The sequence below is a fragment of the Pseudomonas sp. PSB11 genome (genome assembly GCF_014596605.1).
Lineage (GTDB): Bacteria > Pseudomonadota > Gammaproteobacteria > Pseudomonadales > Pseudomonadaceae > Aquipseudomonas > Aquipseudomonas umsongensis.
On the sequence record NZ_NOIO01000015.1, the window covers coordinates 112,355 to 129,584 of the forward strand.

Consider the following 17,230-nt stretch of genomic DNA (forward strand, 5'->3'; position numbering starts at 1 on the left):
TCTCGGGAGGACCGCGCACGGCTATAATCGGCCGACGTTTTCCTCCTGTCATCACACGAGACTGCCATGACCATTTCCCTGTACGACGCCTCCGTTCCTGTTTTCCAGCAAATGCTCAACGCCCTGAGCGACGTGCTGAAAAAAGCCGAGGCCCACGCCACTGCGAAAAACATCGACCCGAACGCTTTCCTGCAAGCGCGCCTGTACCCGGACATGTTCCCACTGGTGCGTCAGGTGCAGATCGCCGTTGATTTCGCCAAAGGCGTGACTTCCCGTCTGGCTGAAGTCGAACTGCCGAAGTACGACGACAGCGAAACCACCTTCGCCGAACTGCAAGCACTGATCGCCAAGGTCCTGGCCTACATCGGCGAGTTCACGCCCGAGCAGATCAACGGCAAGGAAGGCATCGAGATCGTGACCCGTCCAGGCACGCCGAAAGAGAAGCGTTTCTCCGGCCAGGCTTACCTGCTGACCTACGGCCTGCCGCAGTTCTTCTTCCACGTCACCACCGCCTACGCGCTGCTGCGTCATAACGGTGTGGAAGTGGGCAAGCGCGACTACATGGGCGCGTTCTAAACCGTCCAGCTGCAAAAAAAGCCCGCCCAGGTTTGCGCCTGGGCGGGCTTTTTCGTGGGCGATCATTTTTCATGCTCACCACCGGACCTGGGGAGCGGGCTTGCTCGCGAAGGCGGTGTGTCAGGCAACGTTTATGTTGAAGCTGACGGCCCCTTCGCGAGCAAGCCCGCTCCCACAGAATCTGCAGCGTTACGCCAATCTTTGGGCTTTCTGTTCTTCGCCCAGGCAAGCAGCCGCGGTGAACAGCACATCAGTGGACGAGTTCAGCGCAGTCTCGGCCGAGTCCTGCAGCACGCCAATGATGAAGCCGACCGCCACCACCTGCATGGCAATTTCGCTCGGGATGCCAAACAGACTGCACGCCAGCGGGATCAGTAGCAACGAACCACCGGCCACGCCCGAGGCGCCACAGGCGCAGATTGCCGCAACAACGCTCAGCAGGATGGCGGTCGGGATGTCCACGGCGATGCCCAGGGTGTGCACGGCCGCCAGGGTCAGCACGGTGATGGTGATCGCCGCGCCGGCCATGTTGATGGTGGCGCCGAGCGGGATCGACACCGAATAGGTGTCTTCGTGCAAGCCCAGGCGCTTGCTCAGTTCCAGGTTGACCGGAATGTTCGCCGCCGAGCTGCGGGTGAAGAACGCGGTTATGCCGCTTTCGCGCAGGCAGGTCAGCACCAGCGGATACGGGTTGCGGCGCAGTTTCCAGAACACGATGAGCGGGTTCATCACCAGCGCCACGAACAGCATGCAGCCCAGCAACACGGCCAGCAGGTGCGCATAGCCGATCAAGGCGCCGAAACCGGAGGTGGCCAGGGTCGAGGCCACCAGGCCGAAGATCCCCAGCGGCGCGAAGCAGATCACCAGGCGCACGATCACGGTCACACCATTGGACAGGTCCCCAAGCACTTCACGGGTGGTGTCGCCCGCATGGCGAATGGCGATGCCCATGCCGATGGCCCACGCCAGGATGCCGATGAAGTTGGCGTTCATCAAGGCGCTGACCGGATTGTCGACCACGCTCAGCAGCAAGCTTTGCAGCACTTCACCAATCCCGCCCGGCGCGGTCACTGCAACGTCATGGGTCGACAGCACCAGGCTGGACGGGAACATCATGCTGGCAACCACCGCGACCACGGCGGCAGCGAAAGTCCCCAGCAGATACAAGAACAGAATCGGCCGGATATGGGTTTCCTGGCCGTGCTTATGGTTGGCGATCGATGCCATGACCAATACGAACACCAGAATCGGCGCGACCGCTTTGAGCGCGCTGACGAAGACTTTGCCGATGAACGCCGTGGATTTCGCCGCTTCAGGCGCGAACGAGGCCAGGGCGATACCGGCGATCAGGCCGATCACGATTTGCGTGACCAGGCTCAGGCGTTTCAAGGGTTGCAATATAGAAGGGGCTGAAGCAGTCATAAAACGGCATCTCGGATTTTTATAAGTGCAAGGTTTCACCGCTGCTGTAGAGCAGCTTCAGGCAGGAAACCGAAGAGGGTCGCGCCATCGACGTCATGAAAGGTCGATGAACGCTGGGTGTACGTTTTGCAGGGCGCGGACTTTATCACAGCGTAGGAAGAATCCTTCAGGCCTGTGACGAACTGCCGCTCGACTAAGCGACGCGATTTGCAGGTTCGTGCAACCGCGTGCGTTATCACTCTGTTAATATTCGCCATCCTCATTTTCATGTCTGCCAGTGGGCCTTCGGGCTATCGCTGGTGTCGTCGTTTTCTGGAGTTTTGCATGCTGTTGCCCATTCTTCTGTTGTCTGCTGCCGGCTTCACGGTGCTGACCACGGAATTCGTTATCGTCGGCCTGTTACCGGCCATTGCCCGGGACCTGGATGTCAGCATCCCGCAAGCTGGTTTGCTGGTCACCCTGTTCGCCTTCACTGTCGCCGCATTCGGACCGTTCCTCACGGCATACTTCGCCCGCTTCGAGCGGCGCAAGCTGTTTATCTCGGTGTTGATCATGTTTGGCCTGGCCAACACCCTGGCCGCACTGGCGCCGAACATCTGGGTCATGGCGCTTGCCCGGTTGATTCCGGCGCTGGGGTTGCCGGTGTTCTGGGCGCTGGCCAGTGAGACCGCGGTGGACATCGTCGGTCCCGATTACGCCGGCCGCGCCATCGCCAAGATCGGCTTCGGCATTGTCTGTGCCACGGTGTTCGGCATTCCCGTGGGCACGTTGATTTCCGATGCGTTCGGCTGGCGCAGTGCTTTCGCCATTCTGGCGGTCATCGCCTTTGCCAAGGCACTGCTGCTGTTTATCTACTTGCCGAAAACCAACCTGCACCAGCATCAGGTGAGCTTGCTGTCGCAATTGAAGATCCTGCGCAGCCCGCTGATGCTGGGTCATGTGTTGCTGTCGGTGATTGTGTTCAGCGGCATGTTCACGGCCTATACCTATCTGGCCGATATCCTTGAGCGCTTGGCCGGGTTCAACGGCACCGTGGTTGGCTGGTGCCTGATGGGTTTCGGCGCGGTCGGGTTGATCGGCAACTCGCTGGGCGGTCGTGCGGTGGATCGTCACCCGCTGATGGCGTCGATGATGTTCTGTGCGTTCATGATTGCCGGCCTGGTGGCATTGGTGCCGAACATTCATTCGCCCTTTGGTCTGGCCGCGGCGATGGGCGTTTGGGGCGTGGCCCAGGCGGCGATGTTCCTGGTCAGTCACGTGCGCCTGATGAAGGCCGCGCCTGAAGCGCCGGCGTTCGCCGCCTCGCTGAACATTGCTGGCGCCAACCTGGGTATTGGCCTGGGCGCGATGATCGGCGGGCGGGTGATCGACAGCGTAGGGCTGCAAGGCCTTGGCTTCGCGGCGGCGGCTTTTATCCTCGCCTCAATCCTGCTGGCCATCGCCCTGATGACGTTCAAGCCCCGGGAAGTCTGCGCCTGAGGCTTTACAGTTCGGTAAACAACTCGCGTCGGGCACCTTCGGTAATGGCGACAATGCCAGGGTGCTTGACCTTGCGCTCCACTGAAATGGCGTAGAACGACTCGCTGACCGCGTCGGTCTGGCCAATCACTTGCACGCCGTACTGGCGCTGTACTTCGTCGGCGATCACGCTCGGGCCGATGAAGATTCCGCTGCCGGATTGGCCGAACGCCTGCATCAAGGCACTGTCGTCGAACTCGCCGACGATCTGCGGCTGGATCTGCTGCTCGGCGAACCAGCGTTGCAAGCGGCTGCGCACCACGGTTTCCGGCCCGGGAATCAGCAGGGGCGCGCCGTGCAGGCTACGGGGGAAGTCCTGGCCATAGCGCGCCGCCAATTCGGCAGTGGCGAAGAAACTGATCCCGCATTCGCCGAGTTTCTGGCTGTAGCCCTTGATGTCCAGGTGTGAGGGCATCGGGCTGTCGGAGATCACCAGGTCCAGGCGCTGGATGGCCAGGTCGGCTAACAGCCGTTCAAGCTTGTCTTCGCGGCAGGTGATGCGCAGTGGCTCACTCAACTCCATGGTTGGCGCGATCAGTCGATAGACGATGGATTTGGGCACCACGTCGGCCACGCCCACGCGAAACAGGATCTGCTGCTCGTTGGGCTGCGCGCGCAGCATCAATTCCAGTTCGCCCCCCAACTGAAACATTTGCTCGGCGTAAGGCAAGGTTTGCCGGCCTGCCTCCGTCAACTCAAGCTGCCGACCCACCCGGCGGAACAATTCAATGCCATAGGTTTGTTCGAGCAGCGAGATCTGCCCACTGATGGTTTGTGGCGTCAGGTTCAGTTGCTCGCAAGCGCGCACGATGCTGCCCGTCTTGGCCACCACCCAGAAGTAATGCAATTGTCGATAGTTGAGCATGCGCTGCGTTCCTTTGTAGGAGCTGCCGCAGGCTGCGATCTTTTGATCTTGTTTTTAAGATCAAGATCAAAAGATCGCAGCCTGCGGCAGCTCCTACAGGGTGATTTTTATTTAGTTCGTTAGAACCGAAGTATAACCGCTAAAAATACGAATTTTACTGAAGTATTCAATTGCCTAGAATCCCTCGCTATCAACGGGCCATCGTTTCGGCTGCGTTCGTTATATCGAGGAAAAAACACCATGAAACTCAAAGCTACGGCCTTGTTGATCACCTCCTTGCTGGTGCTGGCCGGTTGCGACCAGGCAGAAAAAAGCGCCCAGCAGTTGATGGGCAAGGCTGCCGAAAGCGCGAAACAGGCAATCGACGACACCCACAAGGCCGCCGAGCAAGCGCTCAGCGATGCCACCGGTGGGTTGATCAGCAAAAAAGAGTCGTCGGAAAAAGAGGCGGAAAAATCCGCATCGTCCTCCCAGGAAATCTAAACCGTCTTACAGCGAAGCAGGACTGAGCCATGGAATACCTTTTACAGTTAGCCGCCAGCCCCACTGCCTGGGTCGCCCTGGCCACCCTGGTGGTGATGGAAATCGTGCTCGGCATCGATAACCTGATCTTCATCTCGATCCTGACCAACAAACTGCCCGAGCAGCATCGGCAGAAGGCGCGGCGCATCGGTATCGGCATGGCGTTGATCCTGCGACTGGGCTTGCTGAGTACCATTGCATTCATCGTCCAGCTGACCGCGCCGGTCATTGAGATCTTCGGCCACGCATTCTCCTGGAAGGACATGATCCTGATCGCTGGCGGCTTGTTCCTGTTGTGGAAAGCCACCACCGAGATCCATCACAGCATGGACCCGGCGCCGGAAGATCCGAAGTCGGCGACCTCGACCGTGACCCTGGGCTTTGCCGCGGCGATCGGTCAGATCCTGATGCTGGACATGGTGTTCTCCATCGACAGCATCATTACCGCTGTCGGCATGACCGAGCATTTGCCGATCATGATCATTGCCGTGGTGGTGTCGGTGCTGGTGATGTTGCTGGCGGCTGATCCGTTGGCCAAGTTCATCAATGACAACCCGACAGTTGTCATGCTGGCACTGGGCTTCCTGATCATGATCGGCATGACGCTGATCGCCGAAGGTTTCGGCGCCCACGTACCGAAGGGCTACGTTTATGCGGCGATGGCGTTCTCGGCAGCGATCGAGGTGCTGAACATGATGTCCCGCCGGGCTCGGCAGAAGCGGGTTACCGCTGAGGCTTGACCCTCGCTGAAATGAAAAGGCCGCCTGGACTCCAGGCGGCCTTTTTTTGAACCGGTTTTTTGGCTGAGCAAGGCTTTCGCTCAGTGGACAGTGGCGTGTGATGCGCTGGCTTTGTCGGTTTTTTCCAGAGGTTTCGGCTGGACAGGGTGATGGTGCCGGCGGGTAATGCGCAGAACGCCCCATAACATGGCTGCGGCTACGGCCAGCCAGCCAGAAATCAACATTACGATTGTCATTGCCAGGCTCATCGAGGCCTCCTCTTTGCCCTGCGGCGGGCACACGCGCTGTGCAAGTGACAGTCTAGTCGCTGGCGTGTTTCAGGCTATTGACCAAAGGTCGGCGGCCACCAACCAGTTTGCTCTATCGGATGCCCTCAACTGCCGGTTAAGGCTATACCGCTGTGGTGAGGAGCCCTATTATCGACGGCCAAGCCGGGAATTGGATTGCCTGGCATCTGAATGAGAGAGTGATGATGGTGCGAGTAATTTCTCGATTGCTATCGGCAGCACTGATTGTGGGCTGTGTTGCCAGTCTGGCGGGATGCGCCGGGAGCGTTTCGCCGCAGATCCAGCGTCTGCCGGAGCGCGTCGAACTCAGCGGGCGATTCTATAAGGGCGTAGCGAATCAAAGCGGGCCACAGGTGCTGGCGAGTATGCTGTCGCAACAGGGCATCGTGATCACCCCGGGCTTGCTCGACAAACCCTTGCATCTGCCGGGTGGCGAGGCGCAATTGCAACAGAGCATGCAGAACCTCGCCCGCGAGTACGGGATGATGGTTTATCCCCTCGACAGCAATCTGCCCGCCTTGCTGACCCAGGTCGCGGCCGGTTACCCGGTGATGGTGCGCTTCACTGAAGGCTCGGCGCTCTGGGCCGAACCGCGCTACGCGATTTTGAGTGGATACAACCGTCAGAAGCAGACCGTCTTGCTGCGTGCAGGCATGGAACAGCGGCTGATGATGGGTTTTGGTTCGTTCGAATCGGCGTTCAAGGACGCCGGCGGATGGGCCGTGTTGATTCAGAATCCGACCCAGCTGCCCGCTCAGGTTGATCAGCAACGCTGGCTCAAGGCGGCCAACGATCTTGCCCAAGCGGGCCAGGAACAGGCTGCCGCCAAGGCGAAAAAAGCGCTGGTGGCGCAGTAAGCCCGTTCGTCACTCGCCGGGCACCTGCGGCCGTTGCCAACCTCTTATCTTAAAGGCCCGGATTTTCCCGGGCTATCAGGAGGTGTCATGGCCCATTCCAATACCCCCGACGGCCCTCACTCATCCGAGCATTCGTCTGGCGATGAGTTGGGGTTCGATCCCGACTCCCCGGACCTTGCCGATCCGGCGGTCGACCCAATCGGGCCAGCCAAGGCCCCGAGGGATGTGAAGCCGGGTGACAACTCAAAGGCTCCGGCCAAACCCTACGATCCATTGGGTAATCTCAAACCCTAATCCTATTGGAGGTGCGTATGTCTACCGATTCGAGCTTCAACGACGAACGTCCGGAAACCGTACCGACTACGCCCGAGAAGGACATGGATCCGGTGATGGACCCGAACAGTCCGTTGCGCGATCCGCTGGCGCGGCCGACGGTGGTGCCGACCGAACATCCACAAGGCTGGCACGACCCCAGCAAGGGTGACGGTATTCCTGATGATGACCAGATGCCGCTGCCTAATGATTGATTGCGGGGAGGTGGTCCAATTTCGGCGGGTTGTAAGCCTGGAGATATGATCGTTCCCACGCTCTGCGAGGGAACGATCATATGTGATCAATCGCCCACTGCCTGCTTACTTCGAAGCCTCAACAACACCACTCTGGCGCTGCTTGAGGTTCTTGTCCGATTTGTACTGCAAGGCCGCAGAAGCCACGGCGGCGCTCTTGCCGGTTTCGACCCAATTGCGGATGCGGGCGGCGTCGGCAAAGTGTGTGTACTTGCCGTAGGCGTCCAGGAGCACCAGCGCAACCGGACGATTGCTCATCCGGGTCACCAGCACCAGGCAGTGACCTGCTTCATTGGTAAAACCGGTCTTGGTCAGCTGGATATCCCAGTCCGGCTTGCGCACCAAATGGTCGGTGTTGCGAAAACCCAGGCTATAAATGGGTTTGCGGAAGGTGACGGTTTTTTCCTTGGTGGTGCTCAGCTCTGTTAGCAGCGGGTATTTGTGCGCGGCGATCAACAGTTTACTCAAGTCGCGCGCGGTCGAAACGTTGCGCGGGGAGAGGCCGGTCGGCTCCACGAAATGGGTGTTGGTCATGCCCAGGGCCCGGGCCTTGGCATTCATCGCGGCAATGAACGCGGCATATCCGCCCGGATAGTGATGCGCCAGGGTCGCGGCGGCGCGGTTTTCCGAGGACATCAGGGCAATCAGCAGCATTTCCCGGCGTGGCAGTTCGCTGCGCAGCTTGACCCGGGAAAACACGCCTTTCATTTCCGGTGTGTCGCTGATGTTGACGTCAATGAATTCGTCCATGTTCTGCCGCGATTCAACCACGACCAGCCCCGTCATCAGTTTACTGACGGAAGCAATCGGTACCACCACGTCCGGATTGCTGGCATAGATGATTTTGTTGGTCTGCATGTCCAGCAACAAGGAGCTGCCGGAAGCGAGTTTGAGTTGTGCGGTGTCTCGAGGCGCTGCGGTGGTAGTGTCGCCCGCGGTGGCGATTGGCGTGATGAAAGTCCCTGTAACTGCAAAAAATAGGCTCAGGATGGAAAGACGGATTTTCACGCTGGCAGACTCAATGATGTGTTGATAAGCCGTTTTGTAACGGGCTATTTCTTAAAAAGCGCGACATTCTGGAGTATGGCTGAATAACTGTCGATGGTTGTTCGAGGACGGGGTGAAAGACCCTGTAAACATGAAAAAAAAGTCACTTTCCGGCGGATGGTCGATCCGGTTTCGCGGGCAAAAAGAACCCCGCCATGGGCGGGGTTCCTTGTGTCGCGGGTGACCTTTTGCCTTAAGCCTCAGCTGTGCAGGGTTTCTGCGGCGTACAGCGTGTTTTCCAGAAGGCAGGCGCGAGTCATTGGGCCGACGCCACCTGGCACGGGAGTGATCCACCCGGCGCGGGGCAGGGCGGTTTCATAGATCACGTCACCCACCAGCTTGCCGTCTTCCTGGCGGTTGATGCCGACGTCGATCACGATCGCGCCTTCCTTGATCCACTCACCTTTTACCAGGCCTGGCTTGCCAGCGGCGACGACCACCAGGTCGGCGCGGCCGACATGATCGGCCAGGTCATTGGTGAAGCGGTGGGTCACTGTCACGGTGCAACCGGCCAGCAGCAATTCCATCGCCATCGGGCGTCCGACGATATTGGAAGCGCCGACCACTACCGCGTTCATCCCGTACAGATTGGCACCGGTGCTTTCCAGCAAGGTCATGATGCCTTTTGGCGTGCATGGGCGCAGCAACGGGATCCGTTGGGCAAGGCGACCGACGTTATAAGGATGGAAGCCATCGACGTCTTTATCCGGACGAATGCGCTCCAGCAATTTGGAGGCGTCCAGGTGTTCGGGGAGAGGAAGTTGAAGCAGGACGCCATCAATCGCCGGATCGTCATTGAGGCGATCGATCAGGTCGGCCAGCGCTTGCTGAGTGGTGTCGGAAGGCAGGTCATAGGCCTGGGACAGGAAGCCGACCTCTTCACAGTCTTTACGCTTGTGCGAGACATAAACCTGAGAGGCAGGATCGCTGCCGACCAGGATCACCGCGAGGCCGGGCGTGCGCAGGCCTTGCTGGCGACGCTCGTTGACGCGTTGGGCGATCTGCTGGCGCAGGCTGGCGGCGATCGATTTGCCGTCGATAAGTTGTGCAGTCATTGCGCGTGATTAACCATCGAGAGGGGAAAAAAAGAGAGCGTATTCTCGCATGTCATGCGGTGAGGGCAAAGGCGCTTGGTCTGCAAATTCCGCTAACCCCTTTAATTAAATGAATTTTTTTCAAAAAGGATTTGACGACCTGCAGGGGGCTCTATACTATTCGTCGCACTTGTCGGGCACAGCCTAGCACTGGTTGAGAAGGTTGAGCGGGATTACGGTTCTGCAAGACTGAAAAGCACTTAGTTTGTAGTCCTCCAAGAGTACAGATTAACAAGGCGCCCGTAGCTCAGCTGGATAGAGCATCCGCCTTCTAAGCGGATGGTCGCAGGTTCGAGTCCTGCCGGGTGCGCCATTAGGCAGCTTTGGCACAAGTAACGCGATATGGTGGGCGTAGCTCAGTTGGTAGAGCACGGGATTGTGACTCCCGTTGTCGTGGGTTCGATCCCCATCGTCCACCCCATATTTCGAAGGGCGCCAGATTAACAGTCTGGCGCCTTTGCTTTAAAGGCTTCATCTCGCGGATGTGGTGGAATTGGTAGACACACTGGATTTAGGTTCCAGCGCCGCGAGGCGTAAGAGTTCGAGTCTCTTCATCCGCACCAAACAAGACTTCGTCCATGCCGCCTGGCTTGGTCGAGGTTCAACAAAGAAGTGATTTGGCTTCTTTGGCACGCAATATGGTGGGCGTAGCTCAGTTGGTAGAGCACGGGATTGTGACTCCCGTTGTCGTGGGTTCGATCCCCATCGTCCACCCCATATTTCGAAAAGGCGCCAGATTAATAGTCTGGCGCCTTTTTTGTTTCAGCGGTTTCAGCGACCGCCGGTTCCGGGTCGCAAGGGCAGGGCGTTTCGTCGTTTTTATGTTTCCCGATGATGCCGTGCTGCCCGCCGGCCTTGTTCGCAAGATCGGCTGTCAGGGAGATGCTTGGCAACCTCCTCCATATAAGGAAGGGTTGGCGCAGAGCCTTGGCGTGAATGGCTGTATTTGCCACCGGGGCGAGGTGCACTCGTGCATTCGCACCTATAAATTGCCTGCTGCGTTTTTACCCGTTTTCAGTAGGGTGACTTCTTGAGTTTGACCCACTAGAATGCATGCCCTTGATTCTGGGGTCGGAAACGGCCGGCTAACGTCTGTGCAACGAGGAATATCCATGCAAGTTTCTGTTGAAAATACTTCTGCTCTTGAGCGCCGCATGAGCATCACCGTGCCGGCTGAGCGCATCGAGACTCAGGTCAACAAGCGTCTGCAGCAGACTGCCCAAAAGGCCAAGATTGCTGGCTTCCGTCCAGGCAAAGTGCCAATGAGCGAAATCAAGCGTCGTTTTGGCGCTGAAGCTCGCCAGGAAGCGGTAGGCGACGTCATCCAGTCTTCCTTCTACGAAGCTGTGGTTGAGCAGAAGCTGAACCCGGCTGGTTCGCCTTCGATCGAGCCTAAATCCCTGGAAGCAGGCAAGGACCTGGAATACGTCGCTGTATTCGAAGTGTTCCCTGAGTTCACCGTTGCCGGTTTCGAAGGTATCACCGTAGAGCGCCTGAGCGCTGACGTGGCTGATGCCGATCTGGACAAGATGCTGGACATCCTGCGCAAGCAGAACACCCGTTTCGAAGTGGCCGATCGCGCTGCCCAGAACGAAGACCAGCTGAACATCGATTTCGAAGGCAAGGTCGACGGTGAAGTATTCGCTGGCGGTTCCGCCAAGGGCACCCAGCTGGTGCTGGGTTCCGGCCGCATGATCCCAGGCTTCGAAGACGGCCTGGTTGGCGCTAAAGCCGGTGAAGTGCGCGTCCTGAACCTGACTTTCCCAGAGGACTATCAGAATCTGGACCTGGCTGGCAAAACCGCCGAGTTCACCGTGACCGTCAACACCGTTTCCGAGCCAAAACTGCCTGAGCTGAACGAAGAGTTCTTCGCGCAGTTCGGCATCAAGGAAACCGGTCTGGAAGGCTTCCGCGCCGAAGTTCGCAAGAACATGGAGCGCGAACTGCGTCAGGCGATCAAATCCAAGGTCAAGAATCAGGTTATGGACGGTCTGCTGGCCACCAACCCGATCGAAGTGCCAAAGGCTCTGCTGTCCAACGAAGTTGACCGTCTGCGCGTGCAGGCTGTTCAGCAGTTCGGCGGCAACATCAAGCCTGACCAACTGCCGGCCGAGCTGTTCGAAGAGCAAGCCAAGCGCCGTGTTGTCCTGGGCCTGATCGTGGCTGAAGTGGTCAAGCAATTCGACCTGAAGCCTGACGAAGCCCGCGTTCGCGAGATGATTCAGGAAATGGCTTCGGCTTATCAGGAGCCTGAGCAAGTTGTGTCCTGGTACTACAAGAACGACCAGCAACTGAACGAAGTTCGTTCGGTTGTGCTGGAAGAGCAAGTTGTGGATACTGTTCTGCAGAAAGCTAGCGTGACCGACAAATCGGTCTCTTACGAAGAAGCGGTCAAGCCGGTAGAAGCTCCACAAGCCGACTGATCATTTTTGCGCTAAGAAGCACACACCATAAGCCAGCTCTCGAGCTGGCTTATGCGTATTCAAGACATAACTATTTGGGAGTGACTGCAGAGCATGTTCCGTAATTCGTATATTCAGCAGAACTCTGATATCCAGGCCGCAGGCGGCCTGGTCCCGATGGTTGTCGAGCAGTCCGCTCGTGGCGAGCGCGCCTACGACATCTACTCGCGCCTCCTCAAGGAGCGAGTGATCTTTCTGGTGGGCCCCGTAGAGGACTACATGGCCAACCTGATCTGTGCGCAACTGCTGTTCCTTGAAGCGGAAAACCCGGACAAGGACATCCATCTCTATATCAACTCCCCGGGTGGTTCGGTGACGGCGGGCATGTCGATCTACGACACCATGCAGTTCATCAAGCCTAACGTGTCGACCACCTGTATCGGCCAAGCGTGCAGCATGGGTGCGTTCCTGCTGACGGCCGGTGCCAAAGGCAAGCGTTACTGCCTGCCGAACTCGCGTGTGATGATTCACCAGCCTCTGGGCGGTTTCCAGGGCCAGGCGTCGGACATCGAAATCCACGCCAAGGAAATTCTTTTCATTCGTGAGCGTCTCAACACGCTGATGGCCAAGCACAGCGGGCGCACCCTTGAAGAAATCGAGCGCGATACCAACCGCGATAACTTCATGAGTGCAGAAGCCGCGCGTGAGTACGGGTTGATCGATGAAGTGATCAACCAGCGCCCCGCGTAAATAAGCAGCTCAAAATAAGGCTGGTCGGCAAGTCCGATCACCGGCGGGCTTGAAAAAGCCCGCAATAGCCTTCATCTTGTGTTGCAAGCCTATCGGATTTGGATCGAACGAATGACTGACACCCGCAACGGCGAGGACAACGGCAAGCTGCTCTATTGCTCCTTCTGTGGCAAAAGCCAGCATGAAGTGCGCAAATTGATTGCCGGCCCCTCGGTCTTTATCTGCGACGAGTGCGTCGACCTGTGCAATGACATCATCCGTGAGGAGGTGCAGGAAGCCCAGGCCGAAAGCAGCGCGCATAAATTGCCTTCGCCTAAAGAAATCAGCGGCATCCTTGATCAATACGTGATTGGTCAGGAGCGTGCGAAAAAGGTTCTGGCCGTAGCGGTGTACAACCACTACAAACGCCTGAACCAGCGTGACAAAAAGAGCGACGACGTCGAACTCGGCAAGAGCAACATCCTGCTGATCGGCCCGACAGGCTCGGGTAAGACCCTGCTTGCCGAAACACTGGCCCGCTTGCTGAACGTTCCGTTCACCATCGCCGACGCAACCACCCTCACCGAGGCGGGTTATGTCGGTGAAGATGTCGAGAACATCATTCAGAAGCTGCTACAGAAGTGCGATTACGACGTGGAAAAGGCCCAGATGGGCATTGTCTACATCGATGAAATCGACAAGATTTCGCGCAAGTCTGACAACCCGTCGATCACCCGGGACGTTTCCGGCGAAGGCGTGCAGCAGGCCCTGCTCAAGTTGATCGAAGGCACGGTCGCTTCCGTTCCGCCTCAGGGTGGTCGCAAGCATCCGCAGCAGGAATTCCTTCAGGTCGACACCCGTAACATCCTGTTCATCTGCGGTGGCGCATTCTCCGGTCTGGAAAAGGTCATCCAAAACCGTTCCACCAAGGGCGGCATCGGTTTTGGCGCGGAAGTTCGCAGCAAGGAAGAAGGCAAGAAAGTCGGTGAGTCCCTGCGTGAAGTCGAGCCTGACGATCTGGTCAAGTTCGGTCTGATCCCGGAATTCGTCGGTCGTCTGCCGGTTTTGGCGACGCTGGACGAGCTTGATGAGGCTGCGTTGATGCAGATCCTCACCGAGCCGAAAAATGCGCTGACCAAGCAATACGCCAAGCTGTTCGAGATGGAAGGCGTGGACCTGGAATTCCGGGCCGACGCACTGAAATCGGTCGCAAAACGCGCGCTGGAACGCAAGACCGGTGCCCGTGGATTGCGTTCGATCCTCGAAGGTGTGTTGCTCGATACCATGTACGAAATCCCCTCGCAGTCCGAGGTGAGTAAAGTGGTGATCGATGAAAGCGTCATAGAAGGCAAGTCCAAGCCACTGTATATCTATGAAAACAGTGAGCCTGCTGCCAAGGCCGCGCCAGACGCCTAAGCGTTGCGCAGTCGGTACAAAGAAGGGGCCTTCGGGCCCCTTTGCTTTTAGTACTTTTTAACACTGTCTTTGTGCTTGTTTTTTTTGAAGGCAGACCCCATCTTGGTTTCAAGCTTACTTCCATCTGTTTCCGGCCTTATGGCCGCCGTAGAGGCGAAATCATGAAGACAACCATCGAATTGCCTCTCCTGCCATTGCGTGATGTCGTGGTTTATCCGCACATGGTTATCCCGCTGTTCGTGGGGCGCGAGAAATCCATCGAAGCCCTCGAGGCAGCGATGACGGGCGACAAGCAGATCCTTCTGCTGGCCCAGAGAAACCCTGCCGACGACGATCCGGGTGAAGACGCACTTTATCGCGTGGGTACGATTGCGACCGTTCTGCAGCTGCTCAAGCTGCCTGACGGCACGGTCAAGGTTCTGGTCGAAGGCGAGCAGCGCGGCGCCGTGGAGCGCTTTAGCGAAGTGGATGGCCACTGTCGCGCCGAAGTTTCGTTGATCGACGAGGTCGATGCGCCAGAGCGCGAGTCGGAAGTGTTTGTCCGCAGCCTGCTGTCGCAGTTCGAACAGTATGTGCAGCTGGGCAAGAAAGTCCCTGCCGAGGTCCTGTCGTCGCTCAACAGCATCGATGAGCCAGGTCGCCTGGTGGACACCATGGCCGCGCACATGGCGCTGAAAATCGAGCAGAAGCAGGAAATTCTCGAAATCATCGATTTGTCGGCCCGTGTAGAGCACGTGCTGGCTTTGCTGGATGCCGAGATCGACCTGCTGCAGGTCGAAAAACGCATTCGCGGTCGTGTCAAAAAACAAATGGAGCGCAGTCAGCGCGAGTACTACCTGAATGAGCAGATGAAGGCCATTCAGAAAGAGCTTGGTGACAGCGACGAAGGGCACAACGAAGTCGAAGAGCTGAAAAAGCGCATCGATGCCGCCGGCCTGCCAAAAGACGCCCTCGCCAAGGCGACGGCCGAACTGAACAAGCTAAAGCAGATGTCGCCGATGTCCGCTGAGGCGACCGTGGTGCGTTCCTACATCGACTGGCTGGTCCAGGTGCCGTGGAAGGCACAGAGCAAGGTACGCCTTGATCTGGCGCGCGCAGAAGACATTCTCGACGCCGATCACTACGGCCTCGAAGAGGTCAAGGAACGCATTCTCGAATACCTCGCCGTGCAAAAGCGCGTGAAGAAGATCCGGGGTCCGGTATTGTGCCTGGTCGGTCCTCCAGGGGTGGGTAAAACGTCCCTGGCAGAGTCGATTGCACACGCCACCAACCGTAAATTCGTGCGGATGGCCCTAGGCGGCGTGCGCGATGAAGCGGAAATTCGTGGCCATCGCCGTACTTACATCGGTTCGATGCCAGGAAGATTGATTCAAAAGATGACAAAAGTGGGTGTGCGCAACCCGCTGTTCCTGCTCGATGAAATCGACAAGATGGGCAGCGACATGCGTGGTGATCCGGCATCGGCATTGCTGGAAGTGCTCGATCCGGAGCAGAACCACAATTTCAACGATCACTATCTGGAAGTCGACTACGACCTGTCCGATGTGATGTTCCTGTGCACCTCCAACTCCATGAACATTCCACCCGCCCTGCTGGACCGGATGGAGGTCATTCGCCTGCCCGGTTACACGGAAGACGAGAAGATCAACATCGCCGTCAAATACCTCTCGCCGAAACAGATCACGGCCAACGGCCTGAAGAAAGGCGAGCTGGAATTCGACGCTGAAGCGATCCGCGACATCATCCGCTACTACACCCGCGAAGCCGGTGTGCGGGGCCTGGAGCGCCAGATTGCCAAGGTCTGCCGCAAGGCTGTGAAAGAGCATGCGCTGGAAAAACGCTTCTCGGTGAAAGTGACGGCGGACATGCTCGAGCACTTCCTGGGCGTGCGCAAATTCCGCTACGGCCTGGCTGAACAGCAGGACCAGATCGGTCAGGTCACTGGCCTGGCGTGGACTCAGGTGGGCGGCGAATTGCTGACTATCGAAGCGGCTGTCGTTCCGGGCAAAGGCCAACTGATCAAGACCGGTTCCCTGGGTGACGTGATGGTCGAATCGATCACCGCAGCCCTGACCGTTGTTCGCAGCCGTGCCAAGAGCCTGGGGATCCCCCTGGACTTCCACGAGAAGCGCGACACGCACATCCACATGCCGGAAGGGGCGACCCCCAAAGACGGCCCGAGCGCGGGCGTAGGCATGTGCACGGCGTTGGTGTCGGCACTGACCGGCATTCCAGTACGCGCTGATGTTGCCATGACGGGTGAAATTACCCTGCGTGGCCAGGTATTGGCGATCGGCGGCTTGAAGGAAAAACTGCTGGCGGCGCATCGAGGCGGAATCAAGACCGTGATCATTCCTGAAGAGAATGTTCGCGATTTGAAGGAAATTCCGGACAATATCAAGCAAGATCTTCAGATTAAACCAGTTAAATGGATTGACGAGGTCCTGCAAATTGCGCTGCAATACGCCCCGGAGCCCTTGCCGGATGTGGCTCCGGAGATAGTCGCGAAGGATGAAAAACGCGAGTCGGATTCTAAGGAAAGAATTAGCACGCATTAGTACGTATTTGCCTGGGGGGCTTCCTTGACAGCTTTTTAGAGCCCTTGTTATAAAGCGGCTCTTAAGTGTCTGTAGGCCATTCAGCACTCGTTTTTGCTTTCACCAAAAAACTTAGAATCATACTCAAATAGATATAAGGGGACTTAGAGTGAACAAGTCGGAACTGATTGATGCTATCGCTGCATCCGCTGATATCCCGAAAGCTGCTGCTGGCCGTGCGCTGGACGCTGTAATCGAATCCGTCACTGGCGCTCTCAAGGCCGGCGACTCCGTGGTTCTGGTTGGTTTCGGTACTTTCTCCGTAACTGATCGTCCAGCTCGCATCGGTCGTAACCCACAGACCGGTAAGACACTGGAAATCGCAGCTGCCAAAAAACCAGGCTTCAAAGCTGGTAAAGCACTGAAAGAAGCTGTCAACTAAGTTCCAATCAGGTTTTTGCCTATCCGGGTCGGGGTCATGCCTGACCTGGCAGCGGAGCGGTAGTCCAGTCGGCAGGTTGCCGGTTCGAGACACCGAGGCTCGCAAGGTCGAGTCATCGGTCCGCTCCGCCAGTTACGAGAAGGCGCATCCTCGGATGCGCCTTTCTTCTATCCGGATTCTACCCACGCTCCACGGTTGCCTAATTTGAAG

The 17,230-nt window shown here is 57.7% G+C and carries 17 protein-coding genes and 5 tRNA genes; 17 read left to right on the forward strand and 5 right to left on the reverse strand.

What is annotated here, in order from left to right; all coding sequences use genetic code 11:
* Positions 1 to 66 precede the first annotated feature (66 nt).
* Positions 67 to 576 carry a DUF1993 family protein gene (locus tag CGA21_RS18160; protein ID WP_020800435.1) on the forward strand — a complete coding sequence of 170 codons (510 nt, stop codon included), beginning with the start codon at positions 67 to 69 and terminating at the stop codon, positions 574 to 576.
* Positions 577 to 765: 189 nt separating this feature from the next.
* Here CGA21_RS18160 and sstT read toward each other — a convergent pair whose 3' ends face one another.
* Positions 766 to 1,998, reverse strand: coding sequence for a serine/threonine transporter SstT (gene sstT / locus CGA21_RS18165; RefSeq protein WP_110749104.1), 1,233 nt, complete (start codon positions 1,996 to 1,998; stop codon positions 766 to 768).
* Between the two features lie 324 nt (positions 1,999 to 2,322).
* Between sstT and CGA21_RS18170 the strand changes: the two genes are divergently transcribed.
* On the forward strand, positions 2,323 to 3,477 hold the full coding sequence (locus tag CGA21_RS18170) for an MFS transporter (RefSeq protein ID WP_033042886.1): 1,155 nt from the start codon (positions 2,323 to 2,325) through the stop codon (positions 3,475 to 3,477).
* Positions 3,478 to 3,481: 4 nt separating this feature from the next.
* Here CGA21_RS18170 and nhaR read toward each other — a convergent pair whose 3' ends face one another.
* Entirely contained in the window at positions 3,482 to 4,381 is a 900-nt protein-coding gene (nhaR, locus tag CGA21_RS18175) for a transcriptional activator NhaR (RefSeq protein WP_110749098.1), read from the reverse strand.
* 240 nt (positions 4,382 to 4,621) lie between these two features.
* On the opposite strand from nhaR, the gene CGA21_RS18180 reads away from it, so the two are divergent.
* On the forward strand, positions 4,622 to 4,864 hold the full coding sequence (locus CGA21_RS18180) for a hypothetical protein (protein ID WP_110749096.1): 243 nt from the start codon (positions 4,622 to 4,624) through the stop codon (positions 4,862 to 4,864).
* Between the two features lie 29 nt (positions 4,865 to 4,893).
* The gene (locus CGA21_RS18185; RefSeq protein WP_110749094.1) at positions 4,894 to 5,643 is read left to right on the forward strand and encodes a TerC family protein; all 750 of its coding nucleotides are present in this window, start codon (positions 4,894 to 4,896) and stop codon (positions 5,641 to 5,643) included.
* 80 nt (positions 5,644 to 5,723) lie between these two features.
* On the opposite strand, the gene CGA21_RS18190 is transcribed toward CGA21_RS18185, so the two are convergent.
* Positions 5,724 to 5,891 carry a hypothetical protein gene (locus CGA21_RS18190; RefSeq protein WP_188264731.1) on the reverse strand — a complete coding sequence of 56 codons (168 nt, stop codon included), beginning with the start codon at positions 5,889 to 5,891 and terminating at the stop codon, positions 5,724 to 5,726.
* A 167-nt stretch (positions 5,892 to 6,058) separates the two neighbouring features.
* Here CGA21_RS18190 and CGA21_RS18195 point away from each other — a divergent pair, with 167 nt between their 5' ends.
* The 3 genes from CGA21_RS18195 to CGA21_RS18205 all read left to right on the forward strand — a co-directional run bounded on the left by CGA21_RS18195 (position 6,059) and on the right by CGA21_RS18205 (position 7,314).
* A complete protein-coding gene (locus CGA21_RS18195; protein ID WP_110749396.1) occupies positions 6,059 to 6,787 on the forward strand; it encodes a peptidase C39 family protein in 729 nt (242 codons plus the stop codon).
* A gap of 87 nt (positions 6,788 to 6,874) precedes the next feature.
* Entirely contained in the window at positions 6,875 to 7,081 is a 207-nt protein-coding gene (locus tag CGA21_RS18200; protein ID WP_020800926.1) for a DUF6021 family protein, read from the forward strand.
* A gap of 17 nt (positions 7,082 to 7,098) precedes the next feature.
* Positions 7,099 to 7,314 (forward strand): hypothetical protein, encoded by a 216-nt coding sequence (locus CGA21_RS18205; RefSeq protein ID WP_110749090.1) that lies wholly within the window; start codon positions 7,099 to 7,101, stop codon positions 7,312 to 7,314.
* A 105-nt stretch (positions 7,315 to 7,419) separates the two neighbouring features.
* Here CGA21_RS18205 and pbpG read toward each other — a convergent pair whose 3' ends face one another.
* Together pbpG and folD are read right to left on the reverse strand one after the other, a co-directional pair.
* Entirely contained in the window at positions 7,420 to 8,361 is a 942-nt protein-coding gene (pbpG, locus tag CGA21_RS18210; RefSeq protein WP_110749088.1) for a D-alanyl-D-alanine endopeptidase, read from the reverse strand.
* A gap of 239 nt (positions 8,362 to 8,600) precedes the next feature.
* Positions 8,601 to 9,455 carry a bifunctional methylenetetrahydrofolate dehydrogenase/methenyltetrahydrofolate cyclohydrolase FolD gene (gene folD / locus CGA21_RS18215; protein WP_020800923.1) on the reverse strand — a complete coding sequence of 285 codons (855 nt, stop codon included), beginning with the start codon at positions 9,453 to 9,455 and terminating at the stop codon, positions 8,601 to 8,603.
* A gap of 275 nt (positions 9,456 to 9,730) precedes the next feature.
* Between folD and CGA21_RS18220 the strand changes: the two genes are divergently transcribed.
* From CGA21_RS18220 to CGA21_RS18265, 10 genes are all read left to right on the forward strand, one after another.
* Positions 9,731 to 9,807 (forward strand) — tRNA-Arg (locus CGA21_RS18220).
* 32 nt (positions 9,808 to 9,839) lie between these two features.
* Positions 9,840 to 9,915 (forward strand) — tRNA-His (locus CGA21_RS18225).
* 57 nt (positions 9,916 to 9,972) lie between these two features.
* Positions 9,973 to 10,057, forward strand: a tRNA-Leu gene (locus CGA21_RS18230).
* Positions 10,058 to 10,135: 78 nt separating this feature from the next.
* Positions 10,136 to 10,211 (forward strand) — tRNA-His (locus CGA21_RS18235).
* Positions 10,212 to 10,606: 395 nt separating this feature from the next.
* The gene (gene tig, locus CGA21_RS18240) at positions 10,607 to 11,917 is read left to right on the forward strand and encodes a trigger factor (RefSeq protein WP_020800921.1); all 1,311 of its coding nucleotides are present in this window, start codon (positions 10,607 to 10,609) and stop codon (positions 11,915 to 11,917) included.
* Between the two features lie 93 nt (positions 11,918 to 12,010).
* Positions 12,011 to 12,646 carry an ATP-dependent Clp endopeptidase proteolytic subunit ClpP gene (gene clpP / locus CGA21_RS18245; RefSeq protein WP_008062468.1) on the forward strand — a complete coding sequence of 212 codons (636 nt, stop codon included), beginning with the start codon at positions 12,011 to 12,013 and terminating at the stop codon, positions 12,644 to 12,646.
* A gap of 111 nt (positions 12,647 to 12,757) precedes the next feature.
* Positions 12,758 to 14,041 (forward strand): ATP-dependent Clp protease ATP-binding subunit ClpX, encoded by a 1,284-nt coding sequence (gene clpX, locus CGA21_RS18250; RefSeq protein ID WP_046817996.1) that lies wholly within the window; start codon positions 12,758 to 12,760, stop codon positions 14,039 to 14,041.
* 161 nt (positions 14,042 to 14,202) lie between these two features.
* On the forward strand, positions 14,203 to 16,599 hold the full coding sequence (lon, locus tag CGA21_RS18255; RefSeq protein WP_033040883.1) for an endopeptidase La: 2,397 nt from the start codon (positions 14,203 to 14,205) through the stop codon (positions 16,597 to 16,599).
* Positions 16,600 to 16,747: 148 nt separating this feature from the next.
* Positions 16,748 to 17,020 (forward strand): HU family DNA-binding protein, encoded by a 273-nt coding sequence (locus CGA21_RS18260; RefSeq protein WP_002552737.1) that lies wholly within the window; start codon positions 16,748 to 16,750, stop codon positions 17,018 to 17,020.
* Positions 17,021 to 17,073: 53 nt separating this feature from the next.
* Positions 17,074 to 17,151, forward strand: a tRNA-Leu gene (locus tag CGA21_RS18265).
* Positions 17,152 to 17,230: the final 79 nt, after the last annotated feature.

Coding starts and splice junctions, on each gene's coding strand:
- CGA21_RS18160 (WP_020800435.1), top strand. CDS start 67: ATGACCATTTCCCTGTACGACGCCTCCGTTCCTGTTTTCCAGCAAATG.
- sstT (WP_110749104.1), bottom strand. CDS start 1,998: ATGACTGCTTCAGCCCCTTCTATATTGCAACCCTTGAAACGCCTGAGC.
- CGA21_RS18170 (WP_033042886.1), top strand. CDS start 2,323: ATGCTGTTGCCCATTCTTCTGTTGTCTGCTGCCGGCTTCACGGTGCTG.
- nhaR (WP_110749098.1), bottom strand. CDS start 4,381: ATGCTCAACTATCGACAATTGCATTACTTCTGGGTGGTGGCCAAGACG.
- CGA21_RS18180 (WP_110749096.1), top strand. CDS start 4,622: ATGAAACTCAAAGCTACGGCCTTGTTGATCACCTCCTTGCTGGTGCTG.
- CGA21_RS18185 (WP_110749094.1), top strand. CDS start 4,894: ATGGAATACCTTTTACAGTTAGCCGCCAGCCCCACTGCCTGGGTCGCC.
- CGA21_RS18190 (WP_188264731.1), bottom strand. CDS start 5,891: ATGAGCCTGGCAATGACAATCGTAATGTTGATTTCTGGCTGGCTGGCC.
- CGA21_RS18200 (WP_020800926.1), top strand. CDS start 6,875: ATGGCCCATTCCAATACCCCCGACGGCCCTCACTCATCCGAGCATTCG.
- CGA21_RS18205 (WP_110749090.1), top strand. CDS start 7,099: ATGTCTACCGATTCGAGCTTCAACGACGAACGTCCGGAAACCGTACCG.
- folD (WP_020800923.1), bottom strand. CDS start 9,455: ATGACTGCACAACTTATCGACGGCAAATCGATCGCCGCCAGCCTGCGC.
- tig (WP_020800921.1), top strand. CDS start 10,607: ATGCAAGTTTCTGTTGAAAATACTTCTGCTCTTGAGCGCCGCATGAGC.
- clpP (WP_008062468.1), top strand. CDS start 12,011: ATGTTCCGTAATTCGTATATTCAGCAGAACTCTGATATCCAGGCCGCA.
- clpX (WP_046817996.1), top strand. CDS start 12,758: ATGACTGACACCCGCAACGGCGAGGACAACGGCAAGCTGCTCTATTGC.
- lon (WP_033040883.1), top strand. CDS start 14,203: ATGAAGACAACCATCGAATTGCCTCTCCTGCCATTGCGTGATGTCGTG.